This window comes from Pseudomonas sp. NPDC086581 (genome assembly GCF_044746165.1).
Taxonomy (GTDB): Bacteria; Pseudomonadota; Gammaproteobacteria; order Pseudomonadales; family Pseudomonadaceae; genus Pseudomonas.
Genome location: NZ_JBIVBR010000013.1, coordinates 87,317 through 104,682 on the forward strand (window position 1 = coordinate 87,317; position 17,366 = coordinate 104,682).

General features: G+C 64.4%; 18 protein-coding genes. 12 read left to right on the forward strand and 6 right to left on the reverse strand.

Features of this window, described 5'->3' with window-relative positions; all coding sequences use genetic code 11:
• Window positions 1–194 precede the first annotated feature (194 nt).
• The 5 genes from ACIPK7_RS24205 (at window position 195) to ACIPK7_RS24225 (ending at window position 5,000) form a co-directional block, all read left to right on the forward strand.
• Window positions 195–1,520, forward strand: a complete 1,326-nt coding sequence (locus ACIPK7_RS24205) for an MATE family efflux transporter (RefSeq protein WP_401090693.1) — start codon at window positions 195–197, stop codon at window positions 1,518–1,520.
• A 49-nt stretch (window positions 1,521–1,569) separates the two neighbouring features.
• The gene (locus tag ACIPK7_RS24210; RefSeq protein WP_045208331.1) at window positions 1,570–1,785 is read left to right on the forward strand and encodes a DUF2970 domain-containing protein; all 216 of its coding nucleotides are present in this window, start codon (window positions 1,570–1,572) and stop codon (window positions 1,783–1,785) included.
• 315 nt (window positions 1,786–2,100) lie between these two features.
• Complete coding sequence (locus ACIPK7_RS24215) at window positions 2,101–2,598, forward strand: PaaI family thioesterase (protein WP_192433606.1); 498 nt, start codon at window positions 2,101–2,103, stop codon at window positions 2,596–2,598.
• Between the two features lie 256 nt (window positions 2,599–2,854).
• The gene (locus tag ACIPK7_RS24220) at window positions 2,855–4,513 is read left to right on the forward strand and encodes a nitrite/sulfite reductase (protein ID WP_192433608.1); all 1,659 of its coding nucleotides are present in this window, start codon (window positions 2,855–2,857) and stop codon (window positions 4,511–4,513) included.
• Window positions 4,497–5,000, forward strand: a complete 504-nt coding sequence (locus ACIPK7_RS24225; protein WP_401090696.1) for a DUF934 domain-containing protein — start codon at window positions 4,497–4,499, stop codon at window positions 4,998–5,000. Before ACIPK7_RS24220 ends, ACIPK7_RS24225 begins: the two co-directional genes overlap by 17 nt.
• A 158-nt stretch (window positions 5,001–5,158) precedes the next feature.
• Here the strand turns inward: ACIPK7_RS24225 and ACIPK7_RS24230 are convergent, their stop codons facing one another.
• On the reverse strand, window positions 5,159–5,737 hold the full coding sequence (locus ACIPK7_RS24230; protein ID WP_192433612.1) for a TetR/AcrR family transcriptional regulator: 579 nt from the start codon (window positions 5,735–5,737) through the stop codon (window positions 5,159–5,161).
• Window positions 5,738–5,863: 126 nt separating this feature from the next.
• On the opposite strand from ACIPK7_RS24230, the gene ACIPK7_RS24235 reads away from it, so the two are divergent.
• Window positions 5,864–6,301, forward strand: coding sequence for a hotdog fold domain-containing protein (locus tag ACIPK7_RS24235; protein ID WP_192433614.1), 438 nt, complete (start codon window positions 5,864–5,866; stop codon window positions 6,299–6,301).
• 11 nt (window positions 6,302–6,312) lie between these two features.
• Window positions 6,313–7,167 (forward strand): alpha/beta fold hydrolase, encoded by an 855-nt coding sequence (locus ACIPK7_RS24240; protein WP_401090699.1) that lies wholly within the window; start codon window positions 6,313–6,315, stop codon window positions 7,165–7,167.
• Between the two features lie 33 nt (window positions 7,168–7,200).
• Here the strand turns inward: ACIPK7_RS24240 and ACIPK7_RS24245 are convergent, their stop codons facing one another.
• Both ACIPK7_RS24245 and sohB read right to left on the reverse strand, forming a co-directional pair.
• Window positions 7,201–8,193, reverse strand: coding sequence for a YhdH/YhfP family quinone oxidoreductase (locus tag ACIPK7_RS24245; protein WP_401090701.1), 993 nt, complete (start codon window positions 8,191–8,193; stop codon window positions 7,201–7,203).
• A 74-nt stretch (window positions 8,194–8,267) separates the two neighbouring features.
• Window positions 8,268–9,296 carry a protease SohB gene (sohB, locus tag ACIPK7_RS24250; RefSeq protein ID WP_192433620.1) on the reverse strand — a complete coding sequence of 343 codons (1,029 nt, stop codon included), beginning with the start codon at window positions 9,294–9,296 and terminating at the stop codon, window positions 8,268–8,270.
• A gap of 211 nt (window positions 9,297–9,507) precedes the next feature.
• Between sohB and ACIPK7_RS24255 the strand changes: the two genes are divergently transcribed.
• The 4 genes from ACIPK7_RS24255 to ACIPK7_RS24270 all read left to right on the forward strand — a co-directional run bounded on the left by ACIPK7_RS24255 (window position 9,508) and on the right by ACIPK7_RS24270 (window position 12,926).
• Entirely contained in the window at window positions 9,508–10,218 is a 711-nt protein-coding gene (locus ACIPK7_RS24255; RefSeq protein ID WP_192433622.1) for a histidine phosphatase family protein, read from the forward strand.
• 58 nt (window positions 10,219–10,276) lie between these two features.
• Window positions 10,277–10,588, forward strand: coding sequence for an SCP2 sterol-binding domain-containing protein (locus ACIPK7_RS24260; RefSeq protein ID WP_081516542.1), 312 nt, complete (start codon window positions 10,277–10,279; stop codon window positions 10,586–10,588).
• A 334-nt stretch (window positions 10,589–10,922) separates the two neighbouring features.
• Window positions 10,923–11,990 carry a phosphotransferase family protein gene (locus ACIPK7_RS24265; protein WP_192433624.1) on the forward strand — a complete coding sequence of 356 codons (1,068 nt, stop codon included), beginning with the start codon at window positions 10,923–10,925 and terminating at the stop codon, window positions 11,988–11,990.
• Between the two features lie 168 nt (window positions 11,991–12,158).
• Window positions 12,159–12,926: an SDR family oxidoreductase gene (locus tag ACIPK7_RS24270; RefSeq protein WP_024763300.1), complete on the forward strand. Its 768-nt coding sequence runs from the start codon at window positions 12,159–12,161 to the stop codon at window positions 12,924–12,926.
• 153 nt (window positions 12,927–13,079) lie between these two features.
• Here ACIPK7_RS24270 and ACIPK7_RS24275 read toward each other — a convergent pair whose 3' ends face one another.
• Window positions 13,080–13,724: a hypothetical protein gene (locus ACIPK7_RS24275; RefSeq protein WP_401090704.1), complete on the reverse strand. Its 645-nt coding sequence runs from the start codon at window positions 13,722–13,724 to the stop codon at window positions 13,080–13,082.
• Window positions 13,725–13,879: 155 nt separating this feature from the next.
• Here ACIPK7_RS24275 and ACIPK7_RS24280 point away from each other — a divergent pair, with 155 nt between their 5' ends.
• Window positions 13,880–14,662, forward strand: a complete 783-nt coding sequence (locus ACIPK7_RS24280) for a TSUP family transporter (protein WP_192433630.1) — start codon at window positions 13,880–13,882, stop codon at window positions 14,660–14,662.
• A 167-nt stretch (window positions 14,663–14,829) separates the two neighbouring features.
• On the opposite strand, the gene nudC is transcribed toward ACIPK7_RS24280, so the two are convergent.
• Window positions 14,830–15,669, reverse strand: a complete 840-nt coding sequence (nudC, locus tag ACIPK7_RS24285; protein WP_401090706.1) for an NAD(+) diphosphatase — start codon at window positions 15,667–15,669, stop codon at window positions 14,830–14,832.
• Complete coding sequence (locus tag ACIPK7_RS24290; protein ID WP_401090708.1) at window positions 15,669–17,342, reverse strand: ferrous iron transporter B; 1,674 nt, start codon at window positions 17,340–17,342, stop codon at window positions 15,669–15,671. Before ACIPK7_RS24290 ends, nudC begins: the two co-directional genes overlap by 1 nt.
• Between the last annotated feature and the right edge of the window lie 24 nt (window positions 17,343–17,366).

The window sequence follows — 17,366 nt, forward strand, 5'->3', positions numbered from 1 at the left end:
GCGAAAAATCGTGATACACCTCACACAAATATCGGAAATATCGCCGGAACAACTTCGCAATATTCGTAGGCATATTCCGTTCTAAAAGGGGGCATGAAACGCCCCCTTCGGCTAGGATTTCCTACAGCGGAGTCCCACCGGCACGGGCCCGCCGGATGTCCAGAACAGGCCGGAGCTCACTGCCCAGAGACGCCATGCTAGAGCGCCAGCGGTTCCAGAATATTCTCAGCCTGGGCTTGCCGATCATCGGCGGGATGCTCAGTCAGAGCCTGCTTAACCTGGTGGATGCGGCCATGGTCGGCCACCTCGGGGAAAAGTCCCTCGCCGGGGTCGGTATCGGCAGCTACGCCAACTTCGTCGCCATCTCGCTGGTGATGGGCCTGGGCGCAGGCGTGCAGGCACTGGTGGCGCGCCGGCGGGGTGAAGGCCGCAACGCCGAGCTCGCCGCTCCGTTGAACTGCGGGCTGCTGGTGGCGCTGGGCCTATCGCTGCCGATAACGCTGATCTGCCTGTTGTTCGCCGAGCCAATCGTCCGCGCGCTGTCCAACGATCCCGAAGTGCTCGCGGTTGGTATCCCGTACTTCGAATGGCGTGCCTTGTCGGTGCTTGCCGTCGGCCTCAATTTCTCATTCCGCGGCTACTGGAACGGCACTCGCCGCTCGGGCATGTACATGCGCACCCTGGTGGTGATGCACCTGGCTAACGCGGCTATCAGCTACAGCCTGATCCATGGTCTGTTCGGCCTGCCCCGGATGGGCGCGGTGGGCAGCGGCCTGGGCACCACGCTGGCGCTGTACCTCGGCTCGCTGATATACACCTGGATCACCTGGCGCGACGCCCGAGCCCAGGGCTTTCACCCGCACCCACCAAGCGAAAGGGACATCCGCACTCTGCTGCGCCTGTCGCTGCCAAACTCGTTGCAGCAGTTCTTCTTCGCCGCGGGCATCACCCTGCTGTTCTGGATCATCGCCCAGGTCGGCACTCGCGAGTTGGCGGTGGCCCACGTGCTGATCAACCTCGCGCTATTCCTGATCCTGCCTGGCGTCGGCCTGGGGATGGCGGCGACCACGCTGGTCAGCCAGAGCATGGGCGAGCGCGACTTCGACAGCGCGCACCGCTGGGGCTGGGACGTGGTGAAGGTGGCGGCCTGCGGCCTAGCGCTGCTGGGCGCCCCGTTCTGGATTTTCCCCGAAACCATCCTGCGGCTGTTCGTAAGCGACCACGCGCTGATCGAACTGGGCCGCGTGCCACTGATGCTGACCGGCATGGGCATGGTGATCGATGCCACCGCGCTGGTGCTGACCCAGGCGCTGCTGGGCGCGGGCGCCGTGCGCACGGTGATGGCGGTCAGCCTGGGTAATCAATGGCTGTTCTTCCTGCCGCTGGCCTACCTGGTCGGCCCGGTGCTGGGCGGCGGGCTGCTGGCGATCTGGAGCATGCAGATACTGCAGCGCGGGCTGGCCTCGGCGATCTTCGCGGTGATGTGGCAGAAACGCCAGTGGACGCAGATCGAACTCTAGCGTTCGCTCCGTCAGGAGCTAGGCTTGCAGGCAAAAAGGAGGACCACCGATGGACGAGCAACAGAATAAGCCGCCAAGCTTCTGGCAGATGCTCCACAGCGTGCTGGCCGCGGCCTTCGGCGTACAGAGCGGGCGCAATCGCGCGCGCGATTTCACCCACGGCAAGCCCAGTCATTTCATCGCCATGGGCATTCTCTTCACGCTGGTCTTCGTGCTGCTGCTCTACGGGCTGGTGCAGTTGGTGCTGCATTTCGCCGGGCTGTAGGAAAGCCGGCTGAAAGATGAGGTACCGGGCGGGCCGCAGGACGACCCGCCGGCACCGCTGTCACTGGTGGCTGACCCAGAACACGGCGGTCGCGACCACCAGCAGGATCAGAATGAATGCGGCGCGGGCATCGACGACGCTGTCGCTGGTCTTGTTGGACGTTTCTTCGCTCATGCTTCCCCCATCTTCTCGTTATTGGCTGAAGGACCACAGGCAAGAGTTAAGACCAGCCCGGCCCGCTGCTCAAGGAACTGCCCCTTTCCGCCGCTGCGCAAATGCCGTTAGGCTGCTGGCTCCATAAGAACAAGCGAGTGGATGAAGCACGTGGAATCACTGCAAGACACTGTCGCGCCGGAAGGCGTCTGCTATGGCTGCGGAGGCAGCAACCCGCACGGACTGCACATCAAGAGCCGCTGGCACGAGGACGGCATCCACGTCGTTGCCGAGCACCTGCCCGAAGCCAAGTACTGCGGCTGGCCGGAACTGGTCTACGGCGGCCTGATCGCCATGCTGGTGGACTGCCACTCGAACTGGACTGCCATGGCCCACCACTACCGCGCCGAAGGCCGAGAGCCGGGCAGTCTGCCGCGCATCGACTGCGTGACCGGCAACCTGGGCGTCAAATACATCAAACCGACGCCCATGGGCGTGCCGCTGACCCTGAAGGCTTATGTAGAAGGTGAAGTCGGGCGCAAGAGCCGGATTATCTGCGAGGTCTACGCCGGGGATGTGCTGACTTGCGTCGGCGACTCGATCTTCGTCCGCGTCGACACCTCGCAGTTGCGTGACGCCGCCCACGGCCGCGATGCCTGATCGACTCCCGTTGCGCCGCCGTCGATAGCCAGGCAGCGCAACCGAGGAACTGACGCCCTGCTTCAAGTCCCCGTCCCGCTTGAGTTTCAGGCCTGGCGCGACTTATACCCGAAAGTTCTCGCCATATACTCAAACATCACTTTTGCGCATATTCCCGAACTGGTATCGTGCGCCCCACTCCGCGTGGAGCGCGTTGCCGTGCGCGCTGGGATACGCAATACGCCCTGAGCGCTATAGCCTGACAGCAGGATGATTCATGTACGTATATGACGAATACGATCAGAGGATCGTAGAAGATCGCGTCAAGCAGTTCCGCGATCAGACCCACCGTTACCTGGCGGGCGAACTGACCGGCGAGGAATTCCGCCCGCTGCGTCTGCAGAATGGCCTGTACATCCAGCGCTACGCGCCCATGCTCCGAGTGGCTGTGCCTTACGGCCTGCTGTCCTCCCGGCAGGTTCGCAAGCTGGCGCAGATCGCCCGCGACTACGACAAGGGCTACGCGCACATCAGCACCCGCCAGAACGTCCAGTACAACTGGCCGGAACTGGAAGATGTGCCGGAAATCCTCGCGGAGCTGGCCACCGTGCAGATGCATGCGATCCAGACCAGCGGCAACTGCATCCGCAACACCACCACCGACCAGTTCGCCGGCGTCGCCCGCGATGAACTCGTGGACCCGCGCCCCTGGTGCGAGATCATCCGCCAGTGGTCGACCTTCCACCCCGAATTCGCCCACCTGCCGCGCAAGTTCAAGATCGCCGTCAACGGCGCCGTGAGTGACCGCGCGGCCATCGAGGTGCACGACATCGGCCTGGAAGCGGTGCAGAACGAAGCCGGCGAGCTGGGCTTCCGCGTCTCCGTCGGTGGCGGCCTGGGCCGTACTCCGATCGTCGGCAGCTTCATCAATGAATTCCTGCCCTGGCAGCACCTGCTGTCCTACCTGGACGCCATCCTGCGCGTGTACAACCGCTATGGCCGTCGGGACAACAAGTACAAGGCGCGCATCAAGATCCTGGTCAAGGCGCTGACGCCGGAAGTCTTCGCCCAGAAGGTCGACGCAGAATGGGCGAACCTGAAGGACGGCCCGAGCACCCTGACCGACGCCGAACTGCAGCGCGTGGCTGCTCACTTCGTCGATCCGGCCTACCAGGCCCTGGAAGACCAGGACGCCGCCCTCGCCCAGCTGGACGCCGAGAACCCCGGCTTCGCCCGCTGGCGCACCCGCAACACCTTCGCCCACAAGAAACCCGGCTACGTCGCCGTGACCCTGTCGCTCAAGCCCACCGGCGTGGCGCCTGGCGACATCACCGACAAGCAGCTGGACGCAGTCGCCGACCTCGCCGACCGCTACAGCTTCGGCGAAGTGCGCAACAGCCATAACCAGAACATCATCCTCGCCGACGTCGAGCAGGCGCAGCTCTTCACCCTCTGGGGCGAACTGCGCGAGAACGGTTTCGCCACCCCGAACGTGGGCCTGCTCACCGACCTCATCTGCTGCCCGGGCGGTGATTTCTGCTCCCTGGCCAACGCCAAGTCGCTGCCGGTAGCCGAAGCCATCCAACGTCGCTTCGATGACCTTGACTACCTGTTCGACATCGGCGACCTCGACCTCAACATCTCCGGCTGCATGAACGCCTGCGGCCACCACCACGTTGGCCACATCGGCATCCTCGGCGTGGACAAGAAGGGCGAGGAGTTCTACCAGGTCTCCCTCGGCGGCAGCGCCAGCCGTGAGGCGAGCCTCGCACAGATCCTCGGCCCGTCGTTCGCCCAGGACCAGATGGCCGACGTGATCGAGAAGATCATCAACGTCTACGTGGAACAGCGCACCGAAGAGGAACGCTTCCTCGATACCTACCGTCGCATCGGCATCGATCCCTTCAAGGAGCGCGTATATGCAGCGAATCATTAAGAACCGCGAGGTCGTCGACGATCGCTGGCACATGCTGCCCAAGGACGCGACCCTCGAGACCGTGCCCAACTGCGACGACGTGATCATCCCGCTGAACCTGTGGCTGGAACACGGCCCAGCCCTGCGCGGCCGTGACGGCGGCTTGGGCGTATGGCTGGACGCGGACGAAGAGCCCGAGGCCATCGCCGGCGACCTGGACAACTTCAGGGTCATCGCCGTGAACTTCCCCGCCTTCACCGACGGTCGCGGCTTCAGCACCGCGCGCCTGCTGCGCGAGCGCTTCGGCTACAAGGGCGAAGTGCGCGCCATCGGCGACGTGCTGCGTGATCAGCTGTTCTTCATGCAAAGCTGCGGTTTCGACGCCTATGCCATCCGCGCCGACCGCGACCCGCAAGCGGCGCTGGCCGGCCTGGACGACTTCTCCGAGGTCTACCAGACCTCGGTGACCCAGCCGCAACCGCTGTTCCGTCGCCGTCAGCTCGCCTGATTAAGCGACAGGAAAAAGCCCCGCACTGCGGGGCTTTTTCATTTCTGCTCGGCACGTTTCTCGTAGGGCGCATAACGCGCCAGCGTTATCCGCCATTAACTAGTAGGACGGCGGATAACCTGTTCCACGTTATTCGCCCTACGATCACGTAGTGACCTTCAAGCTCGCACGCTCTCCCACGCGATCTGAGCCAGTTGCTCGCGGCACTCGATCAGATCCACCCGCGTGCGCCCGGCCAGCCAGTTGCGCGCGTAGTCCTGGCTCGGACCGATCACCACCGAATTGAACAATTCCGGCGCGAGCTCCTTGAATGCGCCGGCCTTGCGGTGCTCGGAAAGCAGCCCGGCAATGCGCCGCCCCTGCTCGCGGTTGGCCTCGCGCAACGCCTCGCCCACCTCTCCCGCCTCGACACGGCCGCGGCTGTGCAGAATGAAACGCGCCCAGTTCGGATTGGCCGCCACCCAGTCGACGTAGCTGGTGACGAACAGCTTCACGCAGGCCTCCGCGCTCATCCCCTCCTCGACTCCAGCGTCCAGCAGCGCCGCGTACTGGCCAACGCCCGTGAGGTACAGCGCGCCGATGATCCGCTCCTTGTTGCCGTAATGGTGATAGAGGCTGCCGATGCTGGCGCCGGAGCGGTCGCGGATCATCTCGATGGTGGTGGCGTCTACGCCGGATTCACTGAAGCAGGCGAGCGCGGCCTGGAGGATGTCGTCTTTACGGGAAGGTCGGGCCATGGGGGTCCTGATTCGGGAATTGGGTCCAGAAAGTAATTCTAGAATATTTTTCTAGAATTACTTTCTAATCTTCGTATACTGCCTGGGCGCGCATCCTTCTTCAATCCGCTTTATCCCGGAGTTGCCATGAGTCAGATGATGCAAATGTACCAGCAGGCCGGCCCCGCGCAGTTCAGCGCCATGATCGGCCAGGTAGCCCCCTACTTCGCCAGCATCGCGCCGCTGTTCGTCGAGCTGCGTCCGGGCTATGCAGAAGTCACCTTCCCCAAACGCCGCGAAGTGCTCAATCACATCGGCACCGTGCACGCCATTGCCCTGTGCAATGCGGCCGAGCTGGCCGCAGGAACCATGACCGACGTGTCGATCCCCAAAGGCCGGCGCTGGATTCCCCGCGGCATGACCGTGGAATACCTGGCCAAGGCCGAGGGCGATGTGCGCGCCGTGGCCGACGGTCAAGCGATCGACTGGAACCAGGAAGGCGACGTCATCGTCCCGGTGCTCGCCTACGTCGGTGACAAGAAGGTCTTCCGCGCCGACATCACCATGTACATCAGCCAGGCCTGAGGGTCCCCGCCATGATCACCCCGCTCCCCCGCCCACTGGACAACGGAAACGGCCACAGCCTCTCCAGCCACTGGTACTACCCGCCCGGCGAGGCTCGCGGAGCGGTGCTGATCGTCCCCGCCATGGGCGTCGAACAGCGCTTCTACGCAGCCTTCGCACACTGGCTGGCCGAGCGCGGCTTCCTCGCCGTGACCTTCGACTACACCGGCATGGGCAAGTCCCGCGCCGGCCATCTGCGCGACCTGGATATCAACATACTGGCCTGGGGAAACCACGATTGCAGCGCCATGCTCGACGCGGTGGTCGAGGCCGCCAGCGAGCTGCCCGTGTACTGGATCGGCCACAGCCTCGGCGGGCAGATCCTGCCCTTCGTGCGCGGCACCGAGCGAATCCACCGCGCCTTTACCATCGCCACCGGCAGCGGCTACTGGCGCGAGAACACCAAGGGCCTGAGACACAAGGCCTGGCTGCTCTGGTACTGCCTGGCACCGACCATTACGCCGCTGCTGGGCTACTTCCCGGGCAAACGCCTGGGCGTGGTCGGCGACCTGCCGCGCGGCGTGATCGAACAATGGCGGCGCTGGTGCCTGAATCCCGAGTACTCGGTGGGCGCGGAAGGCGGTGCGGTGCGCGAGGCGTATTCATCGGTGCGCACGCCCATCACCTCCATCTCCTTCACCGACGACGAGATGATGTCCGGCCGCAACACCGAGTCGCTGCACGGTTTCTACCGTGGCTCACCCAAGACCGTGAAGAGAATTGCCCCGCAGGACATCGGCGTGAAGCGCATCGGCCACTTCGGCTTCTTCCGCAGCCAATTCGCCGATTCGCTGTGGACGGGTTACCTGTTGCCGGACCTGGACTGACACCCAAGCCCGGCAGAGGCATCGAACGAAGAATCAGTCCAGCGTCACCAGCACCCGGCCGACCAGCTTGCCGGCGAGGATCTGGTGGATGGCAGCCGGCAGGTCGTCGAGTTTGACCTCGCGCACTGCCGCTTCGAGGTTGTCGAGCTTCCACTGCAGGGACAGCTTGTCCCACATGGAAGCCTTGACCACCAGCGGCAGCTCCACCGAGTCCACGCCCAGCAGGTTCACGCCGCGCAGGATGAAGGGCAGTACGGTGGCCTTGAAGGCGGCGCCGGCGGTCAGGCCGCAGCAGGCGACGCTGCCGCCGTATTGCAGCGACTTGACCACGTTGAACAGGATGTCACCGCCCACGGTGTCCACCGCGCCGGCCCACTGCTCGCGCAGCAGCGGCTTGTCGACGCCATCGGAGACGGTGGCGCGGTCGAGAATCTGCCGGGCGCCGAGGCGGTTCAGCAGTTCGGCCTGCTCCAGCTTGCCGGTGGCGGCGGCCACGGTGTAGCCCAGTTGCGCCAGCAGCATCACCGCGATGCTACCCACGCCGCCGGTAGCGCCCGTGACCAGGATCGGGCCCGCGGACGGCGTGACGCCAGCACGCTCCAACTTGTCGACGCACAGCGCGGCGGTCAGGCCGGCGGTACCGAGGATCATCGACTCGCGCAGCGAAAGGCCCTGTGGGCGCTTGATCAGCCAGGCCGCAGGCACGCGGATGTACTGGCCGAAGCCACCGGGCGTATTCATGCCCAGGTCGTAGCCGGTGACAATGACTTCGTCGCCGGCAGAGAATTCGCCCACCGAAGACTCTTCCACCACGCCGGCCGCATCAATACCGGGAGTGTGCGGGTACTTGCGGGTGACGCCACGGTTGCCACTGGCGGACAGCGCATCCTTGTAGTTCAGCGAGGAATACTTCACCCGCACCAGCACTTCACCCGCGGGCAGATCGGCAACCTGCCGCTCGACCACCTGCAGGTCATACACGCCATGCGCGCTCTCCGTGACCCACAACGCCTTGAATGCACTCATCTCGACCCTCCTCTTTCGAATTCGCTAAAACGGGCGCAATCCCGGCGCCCGACACCCGATCTTTGCCAGACGAGTCACTGCCAGAAGCGGCTGCGGCCCAGGCGGTCCCACCAGGTCACCAGTACGCGATCGACCACGCCGCTGACGCCCACGCCAAAGCGCTCCTGGATGGACTTCTTCTGTACATAACTGAGCTGGTAGACATCCGCCTCGCGGGCGCGTTCGGCCAGGTACTCGTCACTGGTCTTGAGCTCGTCGACCAGCTTCTTGCCCAGCGCCGCCTGGCCCAGCCAGACCTCGCCGGTGGCGATCTCGTCGATGGCCAGTTGCGGGCGGTAGTGGACGACAAAGCGCTTGAACAGCTCGTGGGTGGTTTCCAGGTCTTCCTGGAACTTCTCCCGGCCCTTGTCGGTGTTCTCGCCGAACACGGTCAGGGTGCGCTTGTACTCGCCAGCAGTGAGCACCTCGAAATCGACGTCGTGCTTCTTCAGCAGGCGATGGATGTTGGGCAACTGAGCCACCACGCCGATGGAGCCGAGGATGGCGAAGGGCGCGGAAAGGATGCGCTCGCCGATACAGGCCATCATGTAGCCGCCACTGGCTGCAACCTTGTCGACGCAGACGGTCAGCGGTACGCCGGCCTGGCGGATGCGCGCCAGCTGGGAAGCAGCAAGGCCATAGCCGTGGACCATGCCGCCGCCACTCTCCAGGCGCAGAACCACTTCGTCGCGCGGGGTGGCCAGGGTCAGCAGCGCGGTCACTTCATGGCGCAGCTGCTCGGTGGCCGAAGCCTTGATGTCGCCGTCGAAGTCGAGCACATAGACGCGATTCTTCTCGCCGCCCTTCTTCTTTTTCGCTTCCTTCAGGTTTTTCGCCTCGGACTTGCGCAGCGCCTTGAGCTTGGTCTTTTCCAATACGCTATGTTGCAGGCGCTCGCGCAGCTCCTTGTAGAAGTCGTTGAGCTTGTGCACCTCGAGATGCCCGCTCCCGCCGCGACGGCCGCGGCCGCGCAGTGCGGCGATCACCACCAGGACGATGACGATGGCCACCACCACGGTGAAGGTCTTGGCCAGGAAACCCGCGTAATCCGCTAGAAACTCCACTCACATCCCCTTTTACAATTCTGGTCGAGCCCGCCAGGCGAGCGCAGCGAATCCCGCAAGCATACCCACGCCGCAGGCCCGCCACCAGCGCTGGCAAACCGCTGCATCAGTCCAGCGAATGCCATTCAAACAAGCGTATGTTTTTTCGTTGACAGCCCCAGGTGATCCTCATAACCTCGCCGGAACTTTCAGCCCTGCCGGGATACTGCGCGTGGGAAGCATCTACCTGATTCGACATGGCCAGGCTTCGTTCGGCGCCGACGACTACGATGTGCTCTCGGCCACCGGCGTACGCCAGGCCCAAATCCTCGGCGAGCACTTGGCTGGCCTGGGCCTGCGCTTCGATCGCTGCGTAGCCGGCGACCTGCGCCGCCAACGCCACACCGCCGAAGCGGTGATGGGCCGGCTGAACGAAGCCGGGATCGAAACCCCCGCCCTGGAAATCGACTCCGCCTTCAACGAATTCGAAGCCGATGCCGTGATCCGCGCGCACCTGCCGGACCTGCTGGAAATCGAGCCGCAGGCGCTGCACATCATGCGCAATGCCGCCGACCACCGCGCCGAGTTCCAGCGCCTGTTCTCCACCGTGATCGCCCGCTGGGTTTCCGGCGACCACGACAAGGACGGTCTGGTCAGCTGGGCAGAATTCCTCGACACCGTGCACGGCGGCCTCCAACGTCTGCTGGAGTCGGCCAGCGGCAAGGACAACATCGGCGTGTTCACCTCCGGCGGCACCATCACTGCGGTCCTCCAGCACGTGACCGGGATTCCGGCGCTGAACGCCTTCGAACTCAACTGGCAGATCGTCAACACCTCGCTCAACCGCCTGAAGTTCCGCGGCAGCGAAGTGGCCCTGGCTTCCTTCAACAGTCACGTGCATCTGGAACTGTTGAGGGCGCCGGAACTCATCACCTATCGTTGAGTACCGGCCCATTGCGACGCGAGCGTCGCGCGAGAAAACCTAGAAAAGGAATAGAACCATGAGTGTTGCTGACATCGTTTCCACCATGCAGAGCAAGTTCAACGCCAGCGCGGCCGCCGGCCTGGATCTGGTGTTCCAGTTCAACATCGAAGACGGCGACAACCACTACCTGGTCGTCAAGGACGGTACCTGCCAGGTCGTACAGGGCGACGCCGAGTCCCCCAACGTCACCCTGATCATGGACAGCGAAACCCTCAAGGGCATCACCAGCGGCGAAACCGACGGCATGCAGGCCTTCATGGCTGGCAAGCTGCGCGCCGAAGGCGACATGATGCTGGCGATGAAGCTGGGCGAACTGTTCCCGGTCTGATCCGAGGAAAACCTGCCCGCGCAGCACGAAGAACCGGAGTCCATGGCTCCGGTTTTTTTATGCCCGCGCCCCGCTGCAAGGCCCGGATCAGGCAGCCTGATCGGGGTGCAACACGAACGCCAATAAGGGCTTTGTGTGCTTGTGACGGACAGGGCCGGACATTAGATTAGCCAATGATCACCCGGCGCCATCATTGCTTTGCCTGATCCTGCCGCACCCCATCGGGCTAGACAAAGACGCCGGCCTGCGCGCACCTCGCCAGGAGCCCTGGGCCCTCGCGAGGAGATCAGTACGAGCCAGTACAAGACGAGCTCCTAGATAAAAAGGGACCAGCATGTCGTTGACCGACCAGACCATCCGCTCCCGCGAAGGCGAAGAACTCGATGCCGCCGTGATCGACGGCTATCTCAAGGACCACATTCCCGGCCTGCAGGGTCAGCCGCGCATCAGCCAGTTCCCCGGTGGCGCCTCGAACCTGACCTATCTGATCCAGTACGATAACCAGGAACTGGTCCTGCGCCGCCCGCCGTTCGGCAAGAAGGCCAAGTCTGCCCATGACATGGGCCGCGAATACCGCATCCTGAATCAGCTCAAGGACGGTTTCCCTTACTGCCCCAAGGCGTACGCCTACTGCACCGACGAGTCGGTGATCGGCGCCGAGTTCTACGTCATGGAGCGGGTCAACGGCATCATCCTGCGCAGCGATCTGCCCAAGGAACTGAACCTCGATGCCGGGAAGACCACCGCCTTGTGCAAGAGCTTCATCGACAAGTTCGTCGACCTGCACAACGTCGACTACAACGCCTGCGGCCTGGGCGACCTGGGCAAGCCCGAGGGCTATGTGCAGCGTCAGATCGGTGGCTGGATCGATCGCTACGAGAAGTCCCTGACCCCCGACGCGCCGGCCTGGGAACAGGTGAAGGTGTGGCTGCGCGAGAAGATGCCGGCCGACCACCACAAACCTGGCATCGTCCACAACGACTACCGCTTCGACAACGTCATCCTCGACCCGAACAACCCGATGCAGATCATTGGCGTGCTCGACTGGGAGATGACGACCATCGGCGACCCGCTGATGGACCTGGGCAATACCCTCGCCTACTGGATCCAGGCCGACGACCCGCAGCCGATGCAGATGCTGCGCCGCCAACCCAGCCACGAGCCGGGCATGCTGACCCGCCAGCAGTTCGCCGACTACTACGCAGAGCGCGCCGGCATCCAGATCGACAACCTCGATTACTACTACACCTACGGCCTGTTCCGCCTGGCCGGCATCATGCAGCAGATCTACTACCGCTTCTTCCACGGCCAGACCCAGGACAAGCGCTTCGCCACCTTCATCCACGCCAACAAGCTGCTGGAACAGGTGAGCCTGCAGGTCATCGGCAAGTCCCGCCTGTGAGAGTCGACTGTCGACCTGGCGAGCTAGAGCCGTACAAGGCGGAAGCCGGACGAAGAGCGGAGTTTACCGATTGTAAATGAGCATCTGAGTCCGGCTTCCAACGCAGTACGGCCGACGCGCAGCCGGTCGCCAGGCGACTCTCGCGGCCCAAAAACAAGGAGAATTTCCATGTCCAAGACCCAACTGTTCGACCTCGACGGCAAGATCGCCTTCGTCTCCGGCGCCAGCCGCGGCATCGGCGAGGCCATTGCCAAACTGCTGGCCCAACAGGGCGCCCACGTGATCGTTTCCAGCCGCAAGATCGACGGCTGCCAGGCCGTGGCTGACGAAATCGTCGCCGCCGGCGGCAAGGCCACCGCGATTGCCTGCCACATCGGCGAGATGGAGCAGATTCAGGCCGTCTTCGCGCAGATCCGCGAGCAGTTTGGTCGCCTGGACATCCTGGTCAACAACGCCGCCACCAACCCGCAGTTCTGCAACGTGCTGGACACCGACCTGTCGGCCTTCCAGAAGACCGTCGACGTGAACATCCGCGGCTACTACTTCATGTCCATCGAGGGCGGCAAGCTGATGAAGGCCAATGGCGGCGGCAGCATCATCAACGTCGCCTCGGTCAACGGCGTCACCCCGGGCGAGTTCCAGGGCATCTACTCGGTGACCAAGGCTGCGGTGATCAGCATGACCAAGGTCTTCGCCAAGGAATGCGCGCAGTTCAACATCCGCTGCAACGCCTTGCTGCCGGGCCTGACCGACACCAAGTTCGCCTCGGCGCTGGTAAGCAACGACGCGATTCGCAACGTCGCCCTGCAGCGCATCCCGCTCAAGCGTGTGGCAGACCCAAGCGAAATGGCCGGCGCCGTGCTGTACCTCGCCAGCGACGCCTCCAGCTACACCACTGGCGTAACGCTGAACGTTGACGGCGGGTTCCTCGCCTAAGCGTGGTCGCGGAAACGAAAAAGGGAGCCGGTCGGCTCCCTTTTTCATGGGCGGAGATTGGGCTTTTCGTAGGAGCGAGCTTGCTCGCGAAACGAATCGCACCTTGAGTCTCCAGCGTGAAGCGGGTTCGCGAGCAAGCTCGCTCCTACAAAGTCACTGCCAATTCTTGAGCGCCTGGTTCGCCGCCGCATTCATCGGCTCGGCTGTCAGCCCGCCGGCTCCGTAGCGCACTGCAAAAACAGCCTGATCGGCCATCGGCAGGTAGGTCACCCGGCCCGCCTTGGGCACGAAGGTCAGCAGATCATGCTGGCCGTCGCGCAGCCAGCGCCACAGGTCGATACCCAGCACATCATCCGCCAGCGCCACCTTGCGCCCCAGGCTCTGTTGTTCCACAGCCAGGAAGCGGCCGCTGAGGTCCTGCAGGCGATAACCCGGCGCCATCCCTATCAGCCGCGCCAGGCCTTTCCACTCCAGTACCCGCGCGTCCAGCTGCCAGAGGTCACCTGCCAGCTCCACGCGGCGCTCGTCATTACCCTCCAACAGCGTGACGTCATAGCGCTGCTCGCCCACTTTGTGAAAGCTCAGCGTCGCCAGCGGGCGCTCTGCCGGCAGCGGGTCGTAGCTGCGCAGGTCCCAGGCTACCAACGCCACAAGCGCGGCCACGACCACGAACAACATTCCTGCCGTGCCCCGCAGCCAGCCGAGGAACCAGTGACGGTCGATGAGAATGCGGGCGGCTACCACCAGCGCCAACAGCGCCAAGAAGGCAACGACCCAAGCCAGACCGTCGTACTGCATCGAATGATTTCCTTCCTCGTAGAATTGCCGGCATTATGCGCACCGCGTACCTGCACGGCCAGCCAGACCGTCGCAGCTTTCGGGCCCGTTAACGTTTCCCGCGCACCACTCTTTACGAGAGAGTGGCGCCACGGGCCCCCGATCAAGGCGGACCCATGCCCTTCGAACTCGTCGTAGACCCGACCACTCTTGTCATCCTCGCCGGCGTCGCCTTCCTTGCCGGTTTCATCGACGCCATCGCCGGCGGTGGCGGCCTGCTGACCATCCCCGCCCTGCTCACCGCCGGCGTGCCGCCGCATCTTGCTTTGGGCACCAACAAGCTGAGCTCGACTTTTGGCGCCGCCGTGGCCAGCTACACCTTCTATCGGCGCAAACTGTTCCAGCCGCGCCAGTGGCGCAACGGCCTGATCGCCACAGCCATCGGCGCAGCGCTCGGCGCCTGGGCCGCACACCTGATGCCGGCGGAATGGCTCAACCGCATGCTGCCCGTGGTGGTATTCGGCTGCGGCCTGTACCTGCTGTTCGGCAAGACGCCCGAAGCGCCGCTGGACGCCAACCCGCGCATCGCCCAGCGCCGTCAGTGGCCGCAGGGCCTCGGTCTGGGCTTCTACGACGGAGTGGCCGGCCCCGGCACCGGTGCATTCTGGACCGTCAGCACCCTGCTGATGTACCCGCTCGACCTGGTCCGCGCCAGCGGCGTGGCGCGCAGCATGAACTTCGTCAGCAACATCGTGGCGCTGGCGGTGTTCATCGCCTCGGGTCAGGTGGTCTGGCTGATGGGCCTGTGCATGGGCAGTTCGCTGATGATCGGCGCCTACTTCGGCGCGCGCACGGCTATTGGTGGCGGTGCCAAGTTCATCCGCCCGGTGTTCATCCTGGTTGTACTCGCCCTGACCGTGCGCCTGGCCTGGCAGCACTGGTTTACCGCCGCAGCCTGAGAACCCGGTTACGATCTGCTGCGCGTCGGCAGGACGGCGTTAAAAACAGGCTCGGACTGCTCATTTACAGCACGTAAACTCCGCATCCTCGCCTGTTTTTGCCTTGTTCTGCGCTAGCTCGCGAGATCGTAACCAGGTTCTGAGACAGGCCGGAACGGCGCCTGGAATCAGGCGCCGCCGGGCAGGACAGGATCGGGACGACCGGCGCGGCGCGCCAGGTAGACCTCGATCAGGTAGCGGGCGATGGAGCGCTCGGCCGGCAGGCGCGGCAGCTCGTCGACATGGAACCAGCGGGCATCCTCGATCTCGTCCGGCTGCATGACGATCTCGCCGCTGACGTACTCGGCGTGGTAGCCGAACATCAACGAATGCGGGAACGGCCAGGGCTGGCTGCCCATGTAGCGGATATTGCCGATCTCGACGCCCACCTCTTCGCGCACCTCCCGCGCAACGCAGTGCTCCACCGACTCACCCGGCTCGACGAAGCCGGCCAGGGTGCTGTACATCCCCGGCACGAAGCGCGGAGAACGCGCCAGCAGCACTTCATCGCCACGGGTTACCAGCACGATCATGCTCGGCGACAACAGCGGGTAGCGCTGGATGCCGCAGCTTTCGCAATGCATGGCGCGGTCGCGGGGCATGCGCAGGCTGGGTTGGCCACAGCTGCCGCAGAAGCGGTTCTGCCGCCACCAGACCCCGATCTGGCTGGCGAAGCCGAGCATGGCGAAGATGTCTTCCTCGGCCTGCATCATGAACTGGCGCAGGCCGATCCAGCTGGCGCCTTCCAGCGGGTCGGTACGGTCGATTTCCAGCAGGTAGACCGGCTCGCCGTCGAACTGGCCAACGGCGTGCTCGGAAAGCACCGCAAGGTCCTGGCGCTTGAGCCAGTCCCGGGGGAACAGCACGCCATTGCTGTCGCCGAGGAACTGCTGCTGGCAGTGGGCGAGCGCCCAGCCGCCGTTGGCAGCGACCTCGAACATCGAGGATTCCCAGCGTCCGGTACGCATCAGGCTGCCACCGTCAGGCCCAGGGCCTTGACGCTCTCGCTCGCGACGTCGAGGACGTCGGGTTGACCTTCAGGCCGCATCATGGCTCCACCCTCCAGGTAGTACTCCAGGCCGGTCAGCGCATCCGCCAGGGTTTCCAGCATCTGCTCGGACGGCATCTGGGTCGTCTCGATCATCTGCCCCTGAATGTAATCGGCACAGGCGCCCACGAGCAATGCCGCGCGCTCTTGGCCGAGGAACCACAGACCACCGCGCACCGCTTGCAGGCTGATCGGTACGTTGGCCAGGTGCAGCTTGTCACCGTTGGATTCCAGGTACGCGGTGATCGCGCGCTTGGCCAGCGCCAGGCCCGCCTGGGCCTCGTCGATTACCACGATGCGCGCTTCGGCGAGTTGGTGCACGGCGAAAGAATCGTCCTCGCCCACCGGCGCCGGACGCGCGCTCATGCGCTCGCCCCGCTCCAGATTGCCGACCATGCTCTCGACGTACAGCAGCGCATCGGCCAGGGCGTTGAGTGCGGCCGGTTCGTCCACCGAGCCCTTGGCAACCCAGCCGGCGACCACGCCATGCTGGTGCTGCAGCGAGGTGGCGGCGGAGTTCAAGCCGACCATGCCCAGGGTCTTGGCCAGCTTGCCCAGCTGGGTGTGCAGGATGCCCAGCGCATCGGCCTGGGACACGCCGCGCTCGATCAGGTCGAGCTGGTCCTTCACCGCCGTGAGTTCCTCGCGGATCGCCACCGACAGCGAACGCATCACCGACTTGCCCGGGCCGGACAGGCGCTGCGACTCATCTTCGAGCAAGTGATCGGTGAACGGCAGCGGCGCCAGGCCGAACACCTGGCGCAGTTCGGTAGCTCGCACGCCGCTGGTGTCTGCCAGCGCGGTGAGATACAGCAGCTCCTTGAGCAACTGGCGCGGCGCTTCGTATTGCGGGTTGGCGATCAGTTGCTTCAGCTCGCGATCCAGGCGCGCGAACACCTGCTTGCGCGTCTTGCGCGGCAGCATCTGCGCGTCCACCAGCGACTCCAGCGCACCTGCTCCAACCCAGCACAGACGGGTGCGCGCGGCGCTGCCCAGCAGCACGTCGAGCTTGCCCAGCGCGCGGCCCATGAGCTTGAGACTGGGGTAGAGATTCTGCTCGCGGATCAGTCCCACCAGGCCGACCTGGTACATCTGCCGCAGGCGGCGGACTTCGCGGGCCGGGTCTTCCACCTGCGGCGCGGTGACGGCGCGCAGCGGGCGCGGCAGGTCCAGGCGCGCGCTGAAGAAGAAGCTCTCCGGCAGCGCGGGCTGGCCAGCGGCCTGGCGCACATCGTTGATCGCCGGCAGCAGCAGCTCAGGGATTTCCTGGCGGTGCGCTTCGAGATTTTCCAGGTAACGGCGCAGCACGTAGAGCGCATTGCCGAGCGCTGCCAGCTGACCGTCGCGGTCTTCACTGACCCCGGTCGGAATGTCGGTGGCCAGGTCCAGCGCTTCCTGCGCCAGCAGCTCAGCGCCGGCCAGTTCGATGAGATTCAGCGTGCCGCGAATCTGGCTAAGGCAATCGACGGAATGTTGCAGCAGGCTGCCGTTCTGACGCTCGGCGATGAAGTGCTCGAGATTCTGCTCGGCCTCCTCCATCGTTGCGAACAGCTCGTCGCGGACCAGACTGAGGGACGTGGCTCCAGTAACCATCGGCCTAGTGCGCCTCCTGCGCGC

Excerpts from the sequence above, each read along its gene's own strand:
- ACIPK7_RS24210 (WP_045208331.1), top strand. The coding sequence starts at position 1,570 with ATGGACGAGCAACAGAATAAGCCGCCAAGCTTCTGGCAGATGCTCCAC.
- ACIPK7_RS24205 (WP_401090693.1), top strand. The coding sequence starts at position 195 with ATGCTAGAGCGCCAGCGGTTCCAGAATATTCTCAGCCTGGGCTTGCCG.
- ACIPK7_RS24265 (WP_192433624.1), top strand. The coding sequence starts at position 10,923 with ATGTCGTTGACCGACCAGACCATCCGCTCCCGCGAAGGCGAAGAACTC.
- ACIPK7_RS24275 (WP_401090704.1), bottom strand. The coding sequence starts at position 13,724 with ATGCAGTACGACGGTCTGGCTTGGGTCGTTGCCTTCTTGGCGCTGTTG.
- ACIPK7_RS24230 (WP_192433612.1), bottom strand. The coding sequence starts at position 5,737 with ATGGCCCGACCTTCCCGTAAAGACGACATCCTCCAGGCCGCGCTCGCC.
- ACIPK7_RS24245 (WP_401090701.1), bottom strand. The coding sequence starts at position 8,193 with ATGAGTGCATTCAAGGCGTTGTGGGTCACGGAGAGCGCGCATGGCGTG.
- ACIPK7_RS24220 (WP_192433608.1), top strand. The coding sequence starts at position 2,855 with ATGTACGTATATGACGAATACGATCAGAGGATCGTAGAAGATCGCGTC.
- ACIPK7_RS24260 (WP_081516542.1), top strand. The coding sequence starts at position 10,277 with ATGAGTGTTGCTGACATCGTTTCCACCATGCAGAGCAAGTTCAACGCC.
- ACIPK7_RS24215 (WP_192433606.1), top strand. The coding sequence starts at position 2,101 with ATGAAGCACGTGGAATCACTGCAAGACACTGTCGCGCCGGAAGGCGTC.
- ACIPK7_RS24240 (WP_401090699.1), top strand. The coding sequence starts at position 6,313 with ATGATCACCCCGCTCCCCCGCCCACTGGACAACGGAAACGGCCACAGC.
- ACIPK7_RS24270 (WP_024763300.1), top strand. The coding sequence starts at position 12,159 with ATGTCCAAGACCCAACTGTTCGACCTCGACGGCAAGATCGCCTTCGTC.
- nudC (WP_401090706.1), bottom strand. The coding sequence starts at position 15,669 with ATGCGTACCGGACGCTGGGAATCCTCGATGTTCGAGGTCGCTGCCAAC.
- ACIPK7_RS24225 (WP_401090696.1), top strand. The coding sequence starts at position 4,497 with ATGCAGCGAATCATTAAGAACCGCGAGGTCGTCGACGATCGCTGGCAC.
- ACIPK7_RS24280 (WP_192433630.1), top strand. The coding sequence starts at position 13,880 with ATGCCCTTCGAACTCGTCGTAGACCCGACCACTCTTGTCATCCTCGCC.
- ACIPK7_RS24290 (WP_401090708.1), bottom strand. The coding sequence starts at position 17,342 with ATGGTTACTGGAGCCACGTCCCTCAGTCTGGTCCGCGACGAGCTGTTC.
- ACIPK7_RS24235 (WP_192433614.1), top strand. The coding sequence starts at position 5,864 with ATGAGTCAGATGATGCAAATGTACCAGCAGGCCGGCCCCGCGCAGTTC.